At 63.0% G+C, this 19,629-nt stretch carries 17 protein-coding genes; 9 read left to right on the top strand and 8 right to left on the bottom strand.

Annotated features, from left to right (window positions below; all coding sequences use genetic code 11):
- Nucleotides 1-50 precede the first annotated feature (50 nt).
- From CVM73_RS27820 to CVM73_RS27830, 3 genes are all read right to left on the bottom strand, one after another.
- On the bottom strand, nucleotides 51-1,229 hold the full coding sequence (locus tag CVM73_RS27820; protein WP_100234994.1) for a PepSY-associated TM helix domain-containing protein: 1,179 nt from the start codon (nucleotides 1,227-1,229) through the stop codon (nucleotides 51-53).
- Between the two features lie 2 nt (nucleotides 1,230-1,231).
- Entirely contained in the window at nucleotides 1,232-3,505 is a 2,274-nt protein-coding gene (locus CVM73_RS27825) for a TonB-dependent siderophore receptor (RefSeq protein ID WP_167407107.1), read from the bottom strand.
- 263 nt (nucleotides 3,506-3,768) lie between these two features.
- Nucleotides 3,769-4,653 (bottom strand): dihydrodipicolinate synthase family protein, encoded by an 885-nt coding sequence (locus CVM73_RS27830; RefSeq protein ID WP_167407102.1) that lies wholly within the window; start codon nucleotides 4,651-4,653, stop codon nucleotides 3,769-3,771.
- Between the two features lie 178 nt (nucleotides 4,654-4,831).
- On the opposite strand from CVM73_RS27830, the gene CVM73_RS27835 reads away from it, so the two are divergent.
- Together CVM73_RS27835 and CVM73_RS27840 are read left to right on the top strand one after the other, a co-directional pair.
- Nucleotides 4,832-6,244, top strand: coding sequence for an FAD-binding oxidoreductase (locus CVM73_RS27835; RefSeq protein ID WP_100234997.1), 1,413 nt, complete (start codon nucleotides 4,832-4,834; stop codon nucleotides 6,242-6,244).
- Nucleotides 6,245-6,251: 7 nt separating this feature from the next.
- Entirely contained in the window at nucleotides 6,252-6,929 is a 678-nt protein-coding gene (locus CVM73_RS27840; RefSeq protein ID WP_100234998.1) for a GntR family transcriptional regulator, read from the top strand.
- A 6-nt stretch (nucleotides 6,930-6,935) separates the two neighbouring features.
- Here CVM73_RS27840 and CVM73_RS40510 read toward each other — a convergent pair whose 3' ends face one another.
- Nucleotides 6,936-7,100: a hypothetical protein gene (locus CVM73_RS40510; RefSeq protein WP_167407103.1), complete on the bottom strand. Its 165-nt coding sequence runs from the start codon at nucleotides 7,098-7,100 to the stop codon at nucleotides 6,936-6,938.
- Between the two features lie 210 nt (nucleotides 7,101-7,310).
- On the opposite strand from CVM73_RS40510, the gene CVM73_RS27850 reads away from it, so the two are divergent.
- From CVM73_RS27850 to CVM73_RS27860, 3 genes are all read left to right on the top strand, one after another.
- On the top strand, nucleotides 7,311-9,332 hold the full coding sequence (locus CVM73_RS27850; RefSeq protein ID WP_100235000.1) for a YgiQ family radical SAM protein: 2,022 nt from the start codon (nucleotides 7,311-7,313) through the stop codon (nucleotides 9,330-9,332).
- Nucleotides 9,333-10,034: 702 nt separating this feature from the next.
- Nucleotides 10,035-10,427 carry a hypothetical protein gene (locus CVM73_RS27855; protein ID WP_100235001.1) on the top strand — a complete coding sequence of 131 codons (393 nt, stop codon included), beginning with the start codon at nucleotides 10,035-10,037 and terminating at the stop codon, nucleotides 10,425-10,427.
- Between the two features lie 11 nt (nucleotides 10,428-10,438).
- Complete coding sequence (locus tag CVM73_RS27860) at nucleotides 10,439-10,621, top strand: hypothetical protein (protein WP_146006668.1); 183 nt, start codon at nucleotides 10,439-10,441, stop codon at nucleotides 10,619-10,621.
- An 889-nt stretch (nucleotides 10,622-11,510) separates the two neighbouring features.
- On the opposite strand, the gene CVM73_RS27865 is transcribed toward CVM73_RS27860, so the two are convergent.
- The 4 genes from CVM73_RS27865 to CVM73_RS27880 all read right to left on the bottom strand — a co-directional run bounded on the left by CVM73_RS27865 (nucleotide 11,511) and on the right by CVM73_RS27880 (nucleotide 14,703).
- Nucleotides 11,511-11,705, bottom strand: coding sequence for a hypothetical protein (locus CVM73_RS27865; RefSeq protein WP_100235003.1), 195 nt, complete (start codon nucleotides 11,703-11,705; stop codon nucleotides 11,511-11,513).
- 207 nt (nucleotides 11,706-11,912) lie between these two features.
- Entirely contained in the window at nucleotides 11,913-12,323 is a 411-nt protein-coding gene (locus CVM73_RS27870; RefSeq protein WP_100235040.1) for a phasin family protein, read from the bottom strand.
- Nucleotides 12,324-13,034: 711 nt separating this feature from the next.
- On the bottom strand, nucleotides 13,035-13,688 hold the full coding sequence (locus tag CVM73_RS27875) for a nitroreductase family protein (RefSeq protein WP_245452447.1): 654 nt from the start codon (nucleotides 13,686-13,688) through the stop codon (nucleotides 13,035-13,037).
- Between the two features lie 97 nt (nucleotides 13,689-13,785).
- On the bottom strand, nucleotides 13,786-14,703 hold the full coding sequence (locus CVM73_RS27880) for an NADP-dependent oxidoreductase (RefSeq protein WP_100235042.1): 918 nt from the start codon (nucleotides 14,701-14,703) through the stop codon (nucleotides 13,786-13,788).
- Between the two features lie 143 nt (nucleotides 14,704-14,846).
- On the opposite strand from CVM73_RS27880, the gene pdxR reads away from it, so the two are divergent.
- The 4 genes from pdxR to CVM73_RS27905 all read left to right on the top strand — a co-directional run bounded on the left by pdxR (nucleotide 14,847) and on the right by CVM73_RS27905 (nucleotide 19,620).
- The gene (pdxR, locus tag CVM73_RS27885) at nucleotides 14,847-16,250 is read left to right on the top strand and encodes a MocR-like pyridoxine biosynthesis transcription factor PdxR (protein ID WP_100235004.1); all 1,404 of its coding nucleotides are present in this window, start codon (nucleotides 14,847-14,849) and stop codon (nucleotides 16,248-16,250) included.
- A gap of 584 nt (nucleotides 16,251-16,834) precedes the next feature.
- Entirely contained in the window at nucleotides 16,835-17,062 is a 228-nt protein-coding gene (locus CVM73_RS27890; protein WP_100235005.1) for a hypothetical protein, read from the top strand.
- 1,330 nt (nucleotides 17,063-18,392) lie between these two features.
- Nucleotides 18,393-19,049, top strand: a complete 657-nt coding sequence (locus CVM73_RS27900) for a helix-turn-helix domain-containing protein (RefSeq protein WP_100235043.1) — start codon at nucleotides 18,393-18,395, stop codon at nucleotides 19,047-19,049.
- Between the two features lie 112 nt (nucleotides 19,050-19,161).
- Entirely contained in the window at nucleotides 19,162-19,620 is a 459-nt protein-coding gene (locus tag CVM73_RS27905; RefSeq protein ID WP_100235007.1) for an Rrf2 family transcriptional regulator, read from the top strand.
- Nucleotides 19,621-19,629: the final 9 nt, after the last annotated feature.

Genomic DNA, 19,629 nt, shown 5'->3' on the forward strand with positions numbered 1-19,629 from the left:
AGGCCATGGGCTTTTGAACGATTGAGAGCGCGTTGGCTAGCCTTGTCCGCTCACTCGCCCGGAACGAGCCGCCCGAGCGGCGGCTGCGCCGCGCGCCGCAGCTTGCGACGCGACAGATAGAGCAGGATGCCGGTGACCGAGAACAGCGGCATCAAGGCGGCGGCAGCCATGAAGACAAGCTTGCCCGGCCATCCCAGGATTGCGCCGCGATGGATGTCGTAGATGGCCGCGATGATCGTTTCGCCGAATGTCTTGTCGGCATAGCGCTCCGCGGACACCAGCTGGCCGGTGACGGCGTCGATCCGGAATTCGTCGCGCGTGGTCTCGAGCAACGACGCCTTCCCCCACGAGCGGATCCGTATCGCCGTGCCCTGCCCGGCCGGCAGCGTCAGCAAGGCCCTGGAGAATCGGTCACCCTCCTCGCGCTGGAACGTCATCCACGCCCGATCAAATCCGATCTGGGACGCAGGCTCGGCTCGGCCACGCGGCGACTTTGCGGGCATCTTCGCAGCGGTGACGTGCGGACGCGCCAGCAGCCAGGTCACGCCGTCCCTGTACCATTCGAAGGAGAACCACAGCCCGGTGAGCGTCATCATCAGATAGACCGGCAGGACCCAGGTGCCGATCACGGTGTGCAGCGACTGGTGCAAGCCCCGGCCGCCGAGCCCGAAATTCGGCTTCAGCCACATCTTCACACTGCTCGTCCGGCGCGGCCAGCGCAGCACGAGGCCCGACACCAGCATGATGATGAGGCCGAGCGCGATGGTGCCGGTGATCGGGCGACCCCAGCCCTTGCCGTCGCCGGGAACGAGCAACCAGCGATGCAGCTGACGCACCGTCGCGAAGAACGTCTCGCCGCGCGGCGAGCCCAGCACGCGCGCGTCATAGGGATCGACATAGAGCGAGGTCGGCCGGCCGCCGTGTTCGTCACGCGCGAAGCGGACATGGACCGCCGCCGCCGGATCGCTCGACAGCGTGACAGCCGAGACCTTGCCGACGTCCTGCGCCGCCTTCAGCCGCGCGATCAGGTCATCCGGCATCAGCGCCGGCGCTTGATGCGGCGTGACCTGCATGATCCCGGCGTTGAGATGATCGACGATCTCGTCCTCGAAACTCATGATCGCGCCGGTCAGCGCGATCAGGGACACCAGGAGCGCAAGAACCAGGCCCACCATGGAATGGACCTGGAAGAGGACCGCCTTGATCGTGTGTCCCCACCGCGCTGCCATGGTTAGAACTTCACAGTCGCCGACAGCGACACGCGTCTTGCATCACCGATAGCGACGTTGAGATTGTTCACAGCGGAGGTGTAGTAGACGGTGTCGAACAGGTTCTTGACGTTGAGCTGATAGATGACCGGCAGGGTCTGATACTTCGTCTCATAGGTCGCGAAGACATCAGCGACGACATAGGACGGCAGCACGAACGTGTTCAACGCGTCCCCAGGCCGGTCGCCGACATAGCGCGCGCCGCCGCCGAGCCTGAGCTGGCCGGGAATCACCGCGCCAAAATCGTAGACCAGATAGAGCGAAGCCGTGTTCATCGCAACGTTCTGAAGTTGCTTACCGGCATAGGTCGGATCCTCGGTCACACGCGCATCGGTGTAGCCATAGCTTCCGATCATGCTCCAATTGTCGGAGAGCCTCCCCGTGACGTCGATCTCAAGTCCGCGCGAACGGACCTTGCCGGCCGCGGTGTACACGTTGAAGCCGGTTACAGTGTTGAGCTGGCTGACCAGCACGTTCTGCTTCTCGATATCGTAAACCGCAAGCGTACCTGAGAGGCGCTTGTTGAGATCGAACTTGAGCCCGGCTTCGTACTGCGTGCCCTCCTCGGGTGCGATGTTCGATCCGAGCACGACGCCGCCGCCATTGCTCAGCGGAGCAATGGTCGAGTTCGGCTTCAGCGACTGGCTGTAGCTCGCATAGAGCGAAAGCTGGTCGGTGAGCTTGAAGATCGCGCCGCCGAGCGGGAGCACCGCATCCGCCGACACGTTGGTGTTGGTTTTGAACGGCTTTCCGCGCCCGGCCAGCTGGTCGTAATCCATGTACCGCACGCCGCCGACCAGCGCGAACCGCTCGGTCAGATGCAGCGTGTCCTGAAAGAACAGCGACCATTGGCCGAGCTTGTCGGTCTGGGCGCTGTCGCTGTTCGAAACCGTCGTGCCCGGCCCGATCAGACCGTAGACCGGGTTGTAGACATTGAAGGACGGGGCCGCCTGCCGGATCAGGTTGTCGCGGTAGATCGTGCGATACTGGCCGTCGCCGCCGAACAGCACCTCGTTGCGCATGTCGCCTAGCCAGAAGCCGCCCGAGATGTAGGACGTCCCATAGCTCGAATTGCTCAGCGAACCCTGCGTGCCGTCATTGCTGCGCGTCTCGACGCCGGTCTTCGCATTGACGCCGGTGATGCGGAGCTGGTTCGCGCTGAAGGTCTCGGTATTGTAGCTGTAGCCGGCAAACAGCTTCCAGTCCTGATTGAGGCGATGCTCGACCGAGGCCTGGATCAGGTCGGACGTCCCCCACATGTTGTTGTAGGGCTCGTCGAGCCGGCGCGTCGCCGGGATCGCCAGCGGCGCGCCATTGATGAAGGCTGTGCCGCGGTCGAACGGAGTGATGAACTCGCGATGCTCGTAGTTGAGCTGGACCGTGGTGTCCTGGCCGTACCAGGCCAGCGACGGTGCCACCAGCATCTCGCGATGGCGGCCGAAATTGCGCCAGTAATCCTCGCTGACGCCGTAACCGATGAAGCGATAGGCAAGTCCCTGATCGCCGATCGGGCCGGTGACGTCGAGCAGACCGTCGGCGCCGGATTTGGACGAATTGTAGGTCGAGCCGAGCAGCGTGACCGAGCCGTGCTGGTAAAGCTCGGGCCGCTTGCTGATGGTGTTGACGATGCCGCCGGGATCCATGATGCCGTAGAGCAGCGAGGCCGGGCCCTTCAGCACCTCGACGCTTTCGACTGCAGGGTTGAGGCTGCGGCCCTGCACCAGCGGCATGCCGTTGCGCATGATCGAGCCGTCGCGGTTGTCGCCGAAACCACGGCGGATCACCGCATCCTGCGTGCCGGCGAGCGTGTTGGTCTGGGTGATGCCGGAGACGTTGGCAAGCGCATCGTCGATGTTGCGCGGCAGCTGGTCCTTCAACACCTGCTCGGGCACGACATTGACGGCCTGGGAGGTGTCGAGCGGCGAGGCGCCGCTGCGCAGCGTCGTCGCGCTCGGCATCGCGCGGTAGCCGAGCTTTGCGGCTTGCTGTGCGGCGACCTCTGCGGCCGCTCGCTCCGAGAGCGTCGGCGCTGCGGGTGCGGTATTGCGATTATGCTGGCGCGCGGCGGTTTGCGTGCGGCGCGAAGGCTGGTCCGATGCCCGCGCCGGCTTCGGCCGCTGCGCTGGCGCGTCAACCGTCACCGGCGGCAACGCCGACTGCGCCTGCGCGGTCGTCATGCTGGAGGGACATTCGGCGAGCAGCACAGCCGCTCCGATGAGAAGACCGGCACGGCCCATGCCGGCACGAGTTTGATGGCCGCTGTCGCGGCCATCCGGATGAGCACGCACGTTCGATTCACTTCCAGGTCAGACACTGCATTGAAGCTCGCGCGTCTAACAGCCGCTATGCGTGAAGAGAACCGTAAGCGGACTTGAATCGCTCTAGTATTGAATCGTTCTAAGAACAGATCGGCGCTGAACGGCAATCTCCAATTGCCGTCATGCCGAGCGTGGCACGCAGCACGCGAATTCGCGGCCGCGCGTCGCTTATCTGCACAGGCTCACGCGAGCGCAGGCGCCATCAACGCGTCGAGCTTCCGCTTGAACGCGGTGCCGTCCGACAACGCGCGGAGCGGCGGGCGCACGCGCAACCAGCCTGTATCGCCCGTCTGCGCCGCGAGGATGGCTTTCAACGTCGCGACCAGGGACGGCGTCTTCACCACGACATCGATCGCCGCCTGCATGCGCGCTTCGATCTCCTTGCCGTCAACCATGCCCTTGACCAGCTCGGGCACGACGTTGGCCATGCCGCAGATGGTGCCGGCACCGCCCGCGGCGATCGCGCGTGTGATGTCGGCTTCGTTGCCGACGGTGATGGCGAGTTCGGGCGCGGCGGCACGGAATGCCTGGAACTGCTTGAAGTCGCCGCTGGAGTCCTTCAGACCCGCAACCCTTTGGCCGTAGCGCTTGCGCAGGCTTGCGGCAACCGTCGTCGGGATCGCAACGCCCGAGACCTGCGGGATGTGATAGAGATAAGCGCGCAGGCGATCGTCGGCGGCGCCGTCGATGATCGCGGCGAAGGCATCCTCGATGCCCTCAGGCGTGACGTTGCGATCGAAGTAGGGCGGCAACAGCAACACGTGGCGCAGGCCGAGGCCGAGCACGGCGCGCGTCAGCGCGATGCTGTCGGTGATGGCGGGAAAGCCGCCACCGATGCCGATGCGGTCCGCAGCGACGCCGTTCTTGAGCAGGGCTTCGATCGTCGCAATGCGTTCGGCGGCATTGAACGAGGTGCCCTCGCCGGTGGTGCCGAACAGCACGACGCCGTCGACACCTTTGCTGAAGAGGTGCTTGGCATGGCCCGCGAGCCGGGCGTGATCCACGCCGCCATCAGCCGCCAGCGGCGTCGCCGACGCCACCCAGAACCCGCGAATTGCCTCCATCATCACACCGCCCTTTTGCTGCCGTCTCGAACTAAGCCGCTGATCTCCAAAGATCTTCCACGCTTAGCGAGACCTTGTTTTTGCTTTACTTTTGATCTTGTACCTTACATACAAGACGCGCGCAAACCCTTTCCACCCTCACGGCGCGCATGAGGCGCTGCCGATCCAGAGGAGGTCTCGCATGAACATGGTGACCCCCATTGAAGGCCCCGACCAAGTGCTCGGCGCGTTGCGCGACAAGCTCGGCGCGGCCGCGGTGCTGACAGGCGGCGAGGTGCCCGCCCGCAATTGCAACGACTGGAGCGCGAGCCTGCCGCAGACACCGCTGGCGGTGATCCGGCCGCTCGATGCGCAAGGCGTGGCCGATGCGATTGCGACCTGCCGGCAGGCACGGCTGCCCTTCGTGCCGCAGGGCGGCTTGACCGGGCTGTGCCGCGGCGCTTCGCCCGAAGCGGGCTGGGTCGCGATCTCGCTGGAGCGCATGACCGGCATCGAGGAGATCGATCGCGCCTCCGCGACGATGACGGTGAAGGCGGGCACGCCGCTGGAGACGATCCAGAAGGCCGCCGACGAAGCCGGCTTCTTCTTTCCGCTCGATCTCGGCTCGCGCGGCTCCTGTGCGATCGGCGGCAATCTCTCGACCAATGCCGGCGGCAACCGCGTGATCCGCTACGGCATGACGCGCGAGCTGGTGCTCGGCCTCGAAGTGGTGCTGCCCGACGGCACCATCATCACCAGCCTCAACAAGCTGATGAAGAACAACGCCGGCTACGATCTGAAGCACCTCTTCATCGGCTCGGAAGGCACGCTCGGCATCATCACCCGCGTGGTGCTGAAGCTGTTTCCGAAACCGCGCTCGACCATGGCTGCGCTCTGTGCGCTGAAGGACTATGCCGCGGTGATCGCGCTGCTCGGCGCGGCACGCAGCGGGCTCGGCCCGCTGCTGTCGGCGTTTGAGGTGATGTGGCCGGACTATTGGGACGTCATCACGATTCGCGCCGGGGTGAAGCCGCCGGTCGCCGCAGGTCACGGCCTTTACGTGCTGGTGGAGGCGCAGGGCACCGACGAGAGTATCGATGCGCCGCGCTTCCAGAGCTGGCTCGAAGAGCTGATGGAGCGCGGGCTGCTCGCCGACGCCGCTGTCGCGCAATCGCTGGCGCAGACGCAAGCCTTCTGGCGCGTGCGCGACATCTGCGCCGAGTTCGGCCAGGTGCTGGGGCCGCACATCTCCTACGACATCGGCCTTGCGGTCAAGCGCATGGACGAGTTCGTCGCGCGCTGCAAGGCCGCGCTCGCGGACGGCATCAAGGGCTGCGAGAGCGTCTATTACGGCCATATCGGCGACGGCAATCTGCATCTCGTCTCCTGGGTCACCGGCCTCTCCGTCGCGCAGCAGCCGAAGGAGGAGATGGATGCGATCATCTACGGTCTCGTGCGCGAGATGGGCGGCAGCGTCTCCGCCGAGCACGGCATCGGCACGTTGAAGAAGCAGTGGCTGGGCCATGCCAGGAGCGAGGCCGAGATCGCGCTGATGCGGACGCTGAAGGCTGCGCTCGATCCCGATCACCTGCTCAATCCCGGCAAGGTGATCTGAGAGCACCATGCGATCGCTCAAGCTCGATCCGCCGAAATCGCTGGCGCAGCGCGTGATGCAGCGGCTGCGCCAGGCCATCATCGAGGGCGAGTTCGCACTGGGCGCCGCCATCTCCGAGGAGATGGTGGCCAGCTCCTTCGGCGTCAGCCGCACGCCGGTGCGCGAGGCGATGGGACAGTTGCAGGCGCAAGGCCTCGTCGTGATCCGGCCGCAGGTCGGCAGCTTCGTGTTCACGCCGAGCGCCGACGACATCAATGCGCTCTGCACCTTCCGCATCGCGCTGGAGCCCAAGGCGGCCGAGCTCGCCTTCCGCCACGATCGCGACGGCGCGATCGCGACAATGAGCGCAGCGATCGCGGCGATGGAGCCGTCGGTCGCAGCGAAGGACAACATTGCTTATGGCCGCGCCGATGCCGCCTTCCACGAGGCGCTGTTCACCCATTGCGGCAACCGCTATCTCGCCGAATCCTATCAGCTCGTGTCCGGCCGCGTCGCCGCGCTCCGCACCAATTTGACCTCGCCGATCGACGTGCGCACCCGCACCTCCTTCGACGAGCATCGCAAGCTGCTCGATTTGTTCGCACGCGGCGAGTTCGCCGCCTTCGAAGAGTTGATGACGACGCACATCACCAATTCGGGCGTGGTCTATGCCAAGGCGCTGAAAGTAGAGGCGCAGGTCGGCTGAGCGCCGTTACGTCCCGTCCTCCGGCCCCGGCCTGTCCAGGAAATCCAGCGCGGTGTTGATCTGTTCGAGCTGGTGCTCGATCTGGTCGCGATCCTCGACCGACGGCGCCGTCTCCAGCTGTTCCACGAGCTTCTGCTTCCGCAACAGCAAATTCTCTATGACCGTGCTCACAATTCCCCCATCGCCAGAGGCGACGTCACGAGCGCCAAATGCAGGCACGCGCGACCCGGGCCCGCATCGAGCCCTCAACAGAATGTTCGCGGGTGCCGTTGGTTCCAATGGCCGATCTCGGATCTGGGCGGTCGCGAGGACGGAACCCGCATTGTGACGCCACCGGCCACCGGTTGAATTCGCCCGGCCGGAGCCCTATGCGTAGGCGCCATGGACATCCAGATGATCACCGCCGAAAAGCCGCTGATGGCCCGGGCGCAGCCGCGCAAGCCGGCGCCGTTCCTGCCGATGAGCCGCGCCGAGATGAATGTGCTCGGCTGGGATGCCTGCGACATCGTGCTGGTGACGGGGGATGCCTATGTCGACCATCCGAGCTTCGGCATGGCGATCATCGGCCGGCTGCTCGAGGCGCAAGGCTTTCGGGTCGGCATCATCGCGCAGCCGGACTGGCACTCGGCCGAGCCGTTCAAGGCGCTGGGCAAGCCGCGCGTGTTCTTCGGCGTCACCGGCGGCAACATGGACTCCATGGTGAACCGCTACACCGCGGATCGCCGCCTGCGCCATGACGACGCCTATACGGCGGGCGGCGAAGGCGGCAAGCGGCCGGACCGCTGCACCATCGTCTACGCCCAGCGCTGCCGCGAGGCATTCAAGGACACCCCGATCGTGCTCGGCGGCATCGAGGCCTCGCTGCGCCGGATCGCGCATTACGATTACTGGTCCGACAAGGTGCGCCGCTCGGTGCTGGCCGACGCCAAGGCGGACCTGCTGCTCTACGGCAATGCCGAGCGCGCCGTCGTCGAGGTGGCGCAGCGGCTCGCTGCCGGCGAAGCGCCGCGCGAGCTCGACGACATCAGGGGTGTCGCGCTGTTCCGCAAGGTACCCCAGGATTACACCGAGCTGCACGCCGACGATCTCGATTCCGCCGACGAGGGCGCCTCGCGCCAGAAGGGCGCGACCGTGATCCGGCTGCCGGCGCTGGAGCAGGTCGAGCAGGACCGCGAGGCTTATGCGCGCGCCTCACGCGTGCTGCACCGGGAGAGCAATCCCGGCAATGCGCGGCCGCTGGTGCAGCGCCATGGCGATCGCGATCTCTGGCTCAACCCGCCGCCGATTCCGCTCACCAGCGAGGAGATGGACGCGGTCTACGATCTGCCTTACGCGCGCGCCCCGCACCCGTCCTATGGCGAGGCCAGAATCCCCGCCTGGGACATGATCAAATTCTCGGTGACGATCATGCGCGGCTGCTTTGGCGGCTGCACCTTCTGCTCGATCACCGAGCATGAGGGGCGCATCATCCAGAACCGCTCCGAGGGTTCTATTTTGCGCGAGATCGAGAAGATCCGCGACAAGACGCCGGGCTTCACCGGCGTGATCTCCGACATCGGCGGCCCCACCGCCAACATGTACCGGATGGCGTGCAAGGACCCGAAGGTCGAGGCGGCGTGCCGGCGGCCGTCCTGCGTCTTCCCCGAGATCTGCCCGAACCTCAACACCTCGCATGACGACCTGATCCGGCTCTATCGCAAGGTGCGCGAGACCAAAGGCATCAAGAAGGTGATGGTCGCCTCCGGCGTGCGCTACGATCTCGCGGTCGAGAGCCCCGAATACATCAAGGAGCTCGTCACCCATCACGTCGGCGGTTACCTCAAGATCGCGCCCGAGCATACCGAGCGCGGCCCGCTCGACAAGATGATGAAGCCGGGCATCGGCGCCTATGACCGCTTCAAGCGGATGTTCGACGCTGCGGCCGAGCAGGCCGGCAAGAAATATTACCTGATCCCCTATTTCATCGCGGCGCATCCGGGCACGACCGACGAGGACATGATGAACCTCGCGCTCTGGCTCAAGAAGAACCGCTATCGCGCCGACCAGGTGCAGACCTTCCTGCCCTCGCCGATGGCGACCGCGACCGCGATGTACCACACCGGCGTCAACCCCTTGCGCGGCGTGCGCCACGGCGGCAGCGACACGGTCGAGGCGATCAAGGGCCTGCGCCAGCGCCGCCTGCACAAGGCCTTCCTGCGCTATCACGACCCCGACAACTGGCCGGTGCTGCGCGAGGCGCTGAAGGAGATGGGCCGCGCCGACCTGATCGGCTCGCAGCCGCACCAGCTCGTCCCCGCGCACCAGCCGCCCGGCACCGGCAAAGCCGCCGGCACGCGGCGGCCGGTGCGGCCCGGCGGCAAGACGCAGCGGTTCACGACCAAGGGCCTACGGGTGATGAAGTAGCGGGCGAGAGCCGGACCAGATCCGGCTCGGCGTGGCGCTTTCGCGCCTCCAAAATAAAAATGTCGAAAACAACCCCATGCACAGTAGACGGGGGCAGCAAGATCAATGGCTTAGAGCGCGATGGGATCGGACCGATCCTCACCGCCCCTTGGCTCGTTGATCGAGCATGATCTTTTCGAAAGACCGCTGCGCATTTTGCTGATTTTACGAAACTGTTGCACCGTCGGGCAAAACAGGGGCATGATGGCAGCATCGGAAGAACCAGGATAGGGCGAGCCCCGTCCGCTGCTCCGTATCAACATCCTCGAGCTTCACACCGCGTCCCGCGCGCAGGCTGTTCTGCTGTTCGACGCGCTGCAGGAGATGGCGTCCTTGATCGCCTGCTCACCCGGCAGCCCAGCAACGTCTGCGAAACACCGCCGCCGGCTCTGCCTTGCCGGCGCCGGGTTCAAAGTGCTTCCTATCTTGGTTCACTGTGCTCATCGGCGTCGGCTTTCCGAGGCAACGCGGATGTTAGCCGATGTCAGCGGGATGGGCAGCTTGTGACCCGTTGCGGACGTTGAGTGTTCGGTTCGATGGCTGGTTCCACAGTCGCGTTTCAAAATTTTGAGCTATTGCCGTAATTCTACTTAAGCCATCTTTGTAACCGAGAAATTCACTCATGCCATCTACCTAGAGTGGCACTGGTGGTGGGAGATCAACATGGGCGCTTGGAAGCTTTTTGCGCTCGTCAATGTTTTGCTCGCGAGTTTCAGCCTTCGCTATTTAGGGTCATATGACCCGGGCCAGATCATCAACTTTGCGATAGAGGTACTTTCGGCCATCGGTCTTGTGCTGATGTCGTTCGAATTGACTTTCCTTCCTCGCAAATTTTGGCGTGCGCTCGCTTGCATCGTATTCGCGAAGTGTTTCTTTATGATCGTCGGGTGGGGCGTTGTTGAGCAATCCCCTCTGGATGGACACGTATTGGAAGCACTCCTTCTATTCACTCTCTTTCATTTTGCCGTTGGCTACGGCCTTTGGCTGTACGGATCCGAGCACGAACAGCACGCAGATGTGCCTCAGCTTGTGAGACACTCCAGCCTCCGCGAGTGAAGGCTCAATTGATGGACACTGTCTACGTGATCCTGCTGATCACGACCTTGGTTCTGGGGTTCGTTGCAACCACCCTATGGGGGCCAGACTTCGAATGGCTTGGGCACGATGTCGAGGCTGCTTACATCTTCAAGCTGGTCGCGATCGGGTTGGTCGTATTCTTCTCAATCGCGATCACTTTCGGCCTTATCTGAGACGACACGATAGCGTAAGCCGGAGGCCGAACTGACGAGCCGCACTCTGAGTTGAGCCCTTCAAATCGAGCGCCCCGGTGGACCGTCCGGAGGACATGTGCGCATCGCATCGGTTCTGCGAGAGATTCTGACTTTCTGACCTGTCATGGCGCCATCTCAGCTGACGCCGTGAGAATGAATGAAGACGAATTGTGTAACGACGTTGGCGGACGAACGACAGTTTTTCCTATCGCTTTAAGGTTGAGGAAATCATTGCACGCTAGTGGTTCGCTCGCAACCTTCGAGGTGGCGGTTGCGCCAGGACGCCCGTCGAATGTACCTGCTCACCGCCCGTCTGATAGTGTTGGCCTTGACTGCCTTGGTGGCGTCTCGCCGGGCCAGGCATCTGCCACGGACCCGTCAAGGGCGGTTCGCAGCGATCTGGCCTGCTCCTTGCTCGGGAATTTGTGCGCTGGGACTACTCGCAATTTGGCGTGCTCAAGGTGTTCAGGACGTCGAGCCCTCTTCATTGACCTGTCTCCTCATGCTTGTTGTCGCCTTCAATGCCGGCTGGTTTATCGGCGTCATGGGTGAGTGGTCGTGGCAGTGACGATATCTCAATCAAAAAGCGCATCGGATGCTATGGCCGACAAGTCCATGACTTTGCCGTCTTGAGTCTGGCATTGTGCTGTGGATGTCAGATTGTGGCCCGCAGGCGAAGTTTGCCAAGGCGCGGCCATTGTCCGCTGATCGGGGTTGAGCGGAAAGCCCTGATCGGCGTTCAATACGGCGCTGTTGACCCTTCTGCGACCACGGGTGATGTCTCGCCGGTCATGTAGCTTGTGTCTGAAGACCGCCGGGACCGAGACAAGGTCAACAAAGCCATCGCCAGTACTTTCGGGAGCCGCCGCTACGACGGCGCGATCCGGATGCCCGGCTCGTCGACCCAGGCTTCCCGCGCAAACCACGCGTGATCGGTGCGGCAGATCGGACAACGGGTGCGCGAGAAAAACACCGCGCGGCGTCCAAAGCTCTCGCGATCAGTCTGGATACCGGTGGGAATCGCGTGTCCGGTTTGCGGACATTTGACCATAACCATTCCCATGTTGCCCTCCCTTGCGATTTGTCTTTGTTGTATTTTGCAGAAAAGCACCGGCCGGTTGGAATACGCCTCTTGTCGGTGCGGGGTTGGGGGCATCGCGCACCTTGTTGATCGAGCATGGGGCAGTGGGCGTGCTCGCTCAGTTCGGCTTGCTCCAACCGGCCGGGTCCCTCCTCAAACGAATCTGGATGTGAAATTGAGCGCGCTTTTTTAGCCGCCGCCTTGGTGGAGAACCCTGGTGAAGTGCTTCCTGATCGGCTCACCCGTTTCCGTCGCGAGCTTCTGGGCAAGCGCCCACAATTCCTTGTTCTGGTCGGAGGCGGTGTCGAACGCCTTGCGCGCTTGCGCCGCCGATAAGGTATAGACGTCGGTCGCTGACTTGCTGCCGAACAGATGGACGAAGAAATCGAGCGCAGAAGCGACATTGGCGTTTGAGATTTCGAACACCTTGAGCCCGTAGTCGGTCGTGCATCTCGCATTGCTCGAATAGGTCTCGCGCAGGGCCTCCGTCATCTCTTCCGATGCGGCCTTGATCTTCTCGCAACCTTCCCGTGCGCGGGCGAGGCCTCGCTCGGTAAGCTCGCGCCCCACGCCAGGCAAGGCAACCTTCGAGAAATCCAACCATGGCATCCCGAAAACATTCGTTCCGTTCGGCGTCAATTTCATTTCGCTTTCACTCACGCAACATTCCCTTTCTCAAGCGAAAGCATTCCTCGCGACGCTCGCTTGCGTCACGAGAGCTCACGCTCTGTGTTCGATCAGATTTTGGATGAGCCGTGATTTAGCCCCGACCCAATACGACTTTGTTAAAGAGAAGCGGGAATGTCGGTTCGGTTTGCGACTCTCGCCCAAACTTTTTTTAAGATTGTCAATACAAACGAACGTATATGTGAGGAGTGTGCATAACAGGGATATCCCAAGGGCTTGGGAAGTTCCTTCCTCAGCATTCGCATTGCAAAGGAGGCCTGGTTGGGATGCGCTACGTTCGAGCAAGAACGGACATCACGCAACGTGCCGTTGAGCGCAGTCCCGACTTCGCATCACCGATCCCTTTGACCGCTGCAGACGCGGTGGTCGATGTCAGCTTCTGGCCCTGGCTGTGTAAAAAGTTTGCACACAACCAAGACCCTAAGCGGACATCCGCTCCGATGGGCGGTCGCTTGGCTGTAGCACAATGGAGAGCGTCAACGTGCGGTCGGTCAGGATCATGGACGCGCTGCTCACGGTCTGATCCCTCAGATGAGGTTGAGCACTCGTGGCTCGCGAGTTCATTGGCCAGCAGCCCGAACCCGCGCCGCCTGGCGGCCGCCCTGTCAAGACCAGTCTTCGCAACTATGCGAATTCCAGCACATCAGCCACCGGACGGCGCGGCTTCTGAGGCGCGTTTCCCGAACGCACCGCTCCCACGGATAACAGCATGACCGGCACTTCGTCCGCGGCCAGTGCGAACTCGCGGGCCACTGCTTCGGCATCGAAACCGATCATCGGAGTCGAACCCAGGCCCAACGAGACGGCCGCGTAGATCATCGCCGCCGCGCCGAAGGTGCCGGAGCGGACCGCCTCATCGCGCTGGCGCTGCGGATACGCCATATAAAGGTCGCGCGCGGGGATTTCCCAATCCGGCACCATCTTTGCCGGCATGATGCCCGCTTCCACCAGCGGTGCCAGGCGCGCCGGTATTACGCTGGAATCGGCCAACTGGCCGCAGACGATGAAGGTAACGGCTGCTTCGGTGATCGCCGGCTGATGCCAGGCGATCGGATGCAGCCGAGCCTTGGCTTCGGCCGTGCGTACGGCGATGAAGCGCCAGTTCTGCAAGTGGAAGGATGTCGGCGCCGTGGTGCCGATTCGCACCAGCTCGCCAATTTGGTCGTCGCTCAAGGTCGCAGCAGCGTCGTAGTACTTGGCAGCGCTGCGGCTCAGGATGCATTCGATGACGGCGTTGGTCATCGTGATTCCGTCGGTCGAGGTGATTCCGTCGGTCATGGGGATTCCTGTGGGAAGGGATAGTTGAAGTAGAGGCATGTTTTCGCCGAATGCGGCGCGCGCCGGCCGGTCGCGTGCGTCAACGGGTTTGCGTCGCTCAGGCGCTAACGCGGATGATCGTCTTCCCCTTGCGTCGCTTGGTCGGGTTTAAGGCGGCGATGGCATCGTCGAGGGTCGAGACGTTATCGATGTTCGTTCGCAGTCGTCCGTCCCGCACCCGCTGGACGATCTCACTCAGTTGGGCACGATCGGGCTCGACGACGAAGTCGACCGCGAGGCCGCCGTCGAGCCGCGCCTCGACCGGCCCGACGATGGACACCAACGTTCCTCCGGCTCGAACAAGACGTGCGGACCGCTTCCCAATGTCGCCGCCGATGCCATCGAAAACCAGATCGACTCTGCCGACGCCTTCCAGGGCGTCGTTGTCGAGGTCGACGAACTCCTTCGCACCGAAGTCGAGCACCGTCTGACGGTCGGCGGCGCGTCCGGTGCCGATGACGTGGGCGCTGAACTCTCGTGCGAGCTGCGTCACCATCGAACCGACTGCGCCGGCCGCGCCGTGCACGAGTACGCTCTGCCCCGCCTGAAGGCGACCATGCTGGAACAGTCCCTGCCAGGCGGTGAGGCCCGAGATCGGCAGGCTCGCACCCACCGTGAAGTCGACGTCGCCCGGGAGCGGCGCAAGGTTGCGGGCCTCCATGGTTACATACTCCGCCAGGGAGCCGTCGCGATACCAGTCGGCGAGGCCGAACACTCGCTGTCCCACCGACAGCCCTGTCGTGCCGTAGCCGAGAGCGGTGACCACTCCGGCAAGCTCATGGCCGGGGATCGATGGTGTCCGGTCACGGTCGAGGCGATCGGTCCAGGTCGAGGGCCACGACAGCTCAGTCGGGACGAATCCCGACGCATGAACCCGAACGATGACGTCGTTTATCGCTGCCCGCGGCTCTGGCCGCTCCACCAGCTTCATCCCGGCGGTTCCTGCCGCCCGGTCCGTCACAACAATTGCCTTCATGATAATTTTCTCCTCGGCCGACCCGGCTCCCACTCAAGCTGAGGGATAGAGATCGCTCTGGTCGCTGGTGTCACCCAATAGATGCCTTCCGCCTGGTCATAAAACAGTACCAAGATTGATGATTTCGGCTGTACCATCGCGCGATGGCTGTCCTCCCCATCCGACTCGATCGTGCGAGAACGACTCCGCTGGCTGCCCAGATTTATTCGGCGATCCGCGAAGGCATCGAGGACGGACGGCTCGCCTCTGGCGCGCGGTTGCCCTCTTGGCAGGATCTGGCCGCTCAACTCGGCGTCTCCCGCGGCACCGTGCGTGTGGCTTACGAGCGTCTCATCGCGGAGCAATTCGCGATCGGTCTCGGGCCGGCAGGAACGCGCGTGGCCGAGCGGCCGTCCCGATCCCCAATGGCCGACTGGTCGCCTGACGCTGCGCCTCTCCCAGACCTCTTCTACGAGTTCGGAAACGCGCCGCTGGTTTTTCAGATGGGCGTACCCGCTCAAGATGCCTTCCCGTTCAAGCTGTGGTCGCGCATCCTCACTCGTGAGACCAGGCGCGCCGCGGCAGCGCCGGTGACGTATCCAGATCCGCGCGGCGATCCGGAGCTGCGAAAGGAGGTCGCGGCTTATTTGGGGCTGGCTCGCGGCATCAGGTGCAATCCCTCTCAGGTCCTCATAACGGGTGGATTCTCCGGTGCGCTCGGTCTGGCGATCCGAGGACTTCAACTTGGAAGCATGGGAGCTTGGATCGAGGATCCAGGCTTCCCACTTACTCGCACCGCACTCGGCCTGGCCGGCATGGCTGTGACGGCTGTCCCAGTCGATGCAGAGGGATTAAATGTTGCCGCTGGTATCCAGACCGCTGCCGGAGCGAAATTGGCAGTTGTGACACCGGGCCAACAGGCGCCGCTCGGGATGACGATGTCGCTGTCACGGCGTCTTGCACTGCTCGACTGGGCTCGGCGAAGCGACGCCTGGATCATCGAGGACGATTACCTGAGCGAACTGCAACTGAAAGGACGGGCGGCTCCCGCCCTTGCATCTCTCGATCATGGAGGACGGGTGCTCCACATAGGCAGCTTCAGCAAGACCATTAGCCCTTCGCTGCGCCTGGGTTTCATGATCGTGCCGCCGGAACTGAGTCGTCGGTTCGCTGAGCTGGCTGCTTCCCTGGCGCCGGCGCCGGCTGCGGGCATGCAGCTCGCTGTGGCGGAATTCCTGAGGGAGGGTCACTATCTTCGCCATTTGCGCCGAATGAAGCGGCTTTATGCCGCCCGACGAGAGACCTTGCTTCGTTACTTGGGAGAAATGGCGCCAGACTCGATAAAAGTGCGGGCGACCGCCGGTCTTGCGGTGGTTATCTCCCTCCCCAAATCCGCGTCAGACGTAGATATCGCTTCACGTGCGCGAGAGTTTGGCCTCGCGCCGCGTCCGATGTCGGTGTGGTGCATGCAAGCTCCCCGGCAGCAGGGACTATTGCTCTGCGTGACCAATCTCAACGAAAGGCGATTGCCGGCGGACTGTCGCAGGCTGTTGGAATTGGCGCGATAGCGCTCACCGAAGTAACGCGGCTACGCATTGCCGGATCGTTTCAATGCTGCTTGGCCCGTTGCTGACCTCGCGCGCCTCGTCTTCCACCGAGGCCTAGAGGCCCGTTTCGGAGGACCCGCCAAAGGGCCGACACAAATTTCCAGAGTGGCCGGGATGGCGCATCGTCCCGGCCATCCGGCGGGGTCGACGGTGCGTCGGCGTCCAATTCGGTCAGCCGCTCCACCATGCCTTCCAGCCGCGATGGTAGCGGGGTGAGATCGTCCGCAAGGGTCCCGCGAAGCTGCTGACCGATCTCGTCGCAGATTGCCCGGCGATACCCCGGCGCTATATCGGGGGGTGAACCATGGGCGCGGGTTGGTGGGCTGTCCGCCATGGCTGCGACCGTTCTGGATGTGCACGCAGCTTTCCTCCGCCTTTAACGCGCAAGGGCCTTGGGTTGTGCCTTGGGTTGTGCCTTGGGTTGCTCCGACGAGGCTGTTCTTTTTGCTGCCCGGCGGGCGGCCAAGCGCACCTGATTTCTGCGGCCCGACCGAGTTCCCGTGGTATCCTATCACTTGGTACTTCGTGGGCTTAGGAGGCAAGAAATGTCTACCTTCCTACGTTTGCAAACCGCCGATTTGGACCCGGAAATGGTCGGCCGCATCACGGCAGCCTACAAGCGCGCGCTCCATACGCTTTGCATCGAGGATCGCGACGACCACGACCCGCTTGCGGACGTCGTTGCGAGAAAGGTCATCGAGATTGCACAATCCGATATCCATGATCCGGCGGAAATCGCAGCTTTGGCGATCAAGGAAATCGACATGCGATAGGTCTCATTGCCTGACGCGCTCGGACCTGAAACATTCCGGGCTTCGCGAGGTGGCCTATTGAGCTTCGGGGCTGCGCAATGTGCGAGGCGCCATGGCCCCTCCTGTGTTGCCCGCCGGCGCAATCGTGGCCGTGACCTTCTTGGTCGAGATCGGCTCTCCTGGAACGGCGCCGGTTCAGTTCTGGTTGCCTCTTTTTCCCCATGAAGAGTATAGCATCGGCCACCTCTCAACGTTCTGAATTGGAGAACCTGTGGCGCGTTCTTGTCGTTGTACTGTACACGACCCGCGCGGGACGCGAGGTGGTTAGGAACCTGAGCCAAATGCCATGAAGGACCTCAGGGAAAGGTTAGAGAAGCTCCGCGCCGATGCTGCAGATCTCGCCCTCATGAGCAGACGGGCGAGTGACGCGGGAAAGCGAGACCTGTTCGGACGCTTGGCGGAGGAACTCGCGATTGAAGCTCTTGAGCTCGAACTAGTGATCAAGCAGCAGAGCGCGAGTTCAGACGCCAATGGGCCGGACAAGGTGGTGCCCCTTAGAACCCGGTCCAAGCGAGAGTGACGCCTCTGCGAACTGCGCCGCGCCGTGGGACGGCGCTCACGCCCCGGACACTTCGGCCGCACCTTCGCGCCGCGCCTGGCGCAGTCTCCGCCGAATTAACTTTCGGCTAGAGCAATATACGATTCACATATGTAGATGCCGGAACAGCGTCGGCGGATTTCAGTCGCGACTGCATCATTTTCCCGATTGGTCCAATGGCGGGCCATGATCCAGGCTCGTTCAAGGGCTTGGTTGGGGGTTACACGACATGCGTGAACATCATGGTCTAGCGGTTGACGCCGCTGCGCTGCTGCATGAGCGCCTGGAGCAGCTCACGTCTCTGTTGTCCGAACTGGAACGTCTTCGCGCCCGCGTGCTCGAGGCGGAGCGGAGCGCACTGATCGCCGCCGAAACCGCCCCGCCCCATCCGCGAGCACCATCTCGGCATCCGCTTTTTCCAGCTTCTCAGGCCCGCGCTTCCGTTTGAAGTTGCCCCACGCCACTTTGAACCGTTCCTTGGCCTTCCTTGGCCCCGTCGAGGCTTTGGCATCGGCGGACGATGCCCGATCTGGGATCGTCACGGTGATGAGCCGTATCCAAATCGCGGGGTGTTCCGGCGCGTCGTGGCGGGCCTGCGCGAGCTTGGTTACGTCCGCTCCGACGGTCTTCCGTCAACCCTGCGCGTGGCAATTCCTACAGGCAAGCACGTAGGGTTGAGCTGAATTTGCGCTCGATCAAACCGGCGTGGCCCTCCGTCTACTTAACTTGCGTCAAGTGATCAGGGAGGCGGCTATGCTGGTGAATATCAACACGCATCGACGGCCCGTCGACGGACACCTCGCCGCTCTTGCTGGTGAGCGGGTGCTTTGCAGTGAACATAGATATCGCAGAGGGACCGAGATTTTCGGTGAGGACGAAGACGCTGAATACGTCTATCAGATCACCGCGGGAGCAGTCCGGACCCACAAGCTGCTCGCAGACGGCCGTCGCCAGATCAATGCGTTTCATCTGCCGGGCGACATGTTCGGATTCGAGAATGGCAGCAGTCACCGCTTTACAGCCGAAGCCATCATCGAAACCAGCGTTCGTATCATGAGACGAGGCAGCATCATCGAGGCAACCGAGAGCCGGACGGGCGGCACAAGGAGCCTTCTGAGACTGGTCACGCAGAACCTCCAGCACGCCGAAGACCATATGCTCCTGCTGGGACGAAAGACTGCGTTGGAAAGAGTTGCCACGTTCCTCGTTGAAATGGACGCGCGGCTGGGACAGCCTCAACTCATGGCCCTCCCCATGAGCCGTCGCGACATTGCGGATTATCTCGGGCTTACGTTGGAGACTGTTTCGCGCGCTTTATCGACGCTTCGCGATCAAAACTTGCTTCGGTTCGAGGGGACGACACAAAGACGGATCGAACTGCTCCGGCGTAAAGAACTTGCACAACTATAGGTGAGAATATGGTGTCGGGATGACTGCTCCGGCACAGATTCACCGCCATGCGCGCGATCGACGCGCTCAGGCCGGTTGACCTTTTCGCCAGATATGTAACATACAAAGTTACATGAAACGCGATTCCCGACTTTCCGGCGTGCTGCACATTCTGCTGCACATGGCGCAGCAGCCAGGGCCGTTCACGTCCGAGACGCTGGCCAAAGCCATGGACACCAACCCGGTGGTGATCCGGCGCATCATGGCGGGCCTGCGCGAGCTTGGTTACGTCCGCTCCGAGAAGGGGCATGGCGGCGGCTGGACGCTCGCATGCGACTTGTCGAAGGTGACGCTGCGCCACGTCTACGTCGCGCTCGGCAGTCCCGCGCTGCTCGCCATGGGCAACCGGACCGAGGCGCCGGGCTGCCTCGTCGAGCAGGCGGTGAATGCCGCGCTCGACCAGGCCTTTCACGATGCGGAGGCGGTGCTGCTGTCGCGCCTCGGTGAGGTGACGTTGAAAATGCTGGGCGACGATCTTCGCGAGCGGCTCGGCTCCCGCAAGCTTCAAGGCATGCGCGCACATGGCGCGTGATGCCGCTTC

It is taken from the genome of Bradyrhizobium forestalis, assembly GCF_002795245.1.
Lineage (GTDB): Bacteria > Pseudomonadota > Alphaproteobacteria > Rhizobiales > Xanthobacteraceae > Bradyrhizobium > Bradyrhizobium forestalis.

Coding starts and splice junctions, on each gene's coding strand:
- CVM73_RS27875 (WP_245452447.1), bottom strand. CDS start 13,688: ATGACCGACGGAATCACCTCGACCGACGGAATCACGATGACCAACGCC.
- pdxR (WP_100235004.1), top strand. CDS start 14,847: ATGGCTGTCCTCCCCATCCGACTCGATCGTGCGAGAACGACTCCGCTG.
- CVM73_RS27905 (WP_100235007.1), top strand. CDS start 19,162: ATGAAACGCGATTCCCGACTTTCCGGCGTGCTGCACATTCTGCTGCAC.
- CVM73_RS27880 (WP_100235042.1), bottom strand. CDS start 14,703: ATGAAGGCAATTGTTGTGACGGACCGGGCGGCAGGAACCGCCGGGATG.
- CVM73_RS27835 (WP_100234997.1), top strand. CDS start 4,832: ATGAACATGGTGACCCCCATTGAAGGCCCCGACCAAGTGCTCGGCGCG.
- CVM73_RS27840 (WP_100234998.1), top strand. CDS start 6,252: ATGCGATCGCTCAAGCTCGATCCGCCGAAATCGCTGGCGCAGCGCGTG.
- CVM73_RS27830 (WP_167407102.1), bottom strand. CDS start 4,653: ATGATGGAGGCAATTCGCGGGTTCTGGGTGGCGTCGGCGACGCCGCTG.
- CVM73_RS27820 (WP_100234994.1), bottom strand. CDS start 1,229: ATGGCAGCGCGGTGGGGACACACGATCAAGGCGGTCCTCTTCCAGGTC.
- CVM73_RS27890 (WP_100235005.1), top strand. CDS start 16,835: ATGTCTACCTTCCTACGTTTGCAAACCGCCGATTTGGACCCGGAAATG.
- CVM73_RS27850 (WP_100235000.1), top strand. CDS start 7,311: ATGGACATCCAGATGATCACCGCCGAAAAGCCGCTGATGGCCCGGGCG.
- CVM73_RS27860 (WP_146006668.1), top strand. CDS start 10,439: ATGGACACTGTCTACGTGATCCTGCTGATCACGACCTTGGTTCTGGGG.
- CVM73_RS27865 (WP_100235003.1), bottom strand. CDS start 11,705: ATGGGAATGGTTATGGTCAAATGTCCGCAAACCGGACACGCGATTCCC.
- CVM73_RS27900 (WP_100235043.1), top strand. CDS start 18,393: ATGCTGGTGAATATCAACACGCATCGACGGCCCGTCGACGGACACCTC.
- CVM73_RS27855 (WP_100235001.1), top strand. CDS start 10,035: ATGGGCGCTTGGAAGCTTTTTGCGCTCGTCAATGTTTTGCTCGCGAGT.
- CVM73_RS27825 (WP_167407107.1), bottom strand. CDS start 3,505: ATGGGCCGTGCCGGTCTTCTCATCGGAGCGGCTGTGCTGCTCGCCGAA.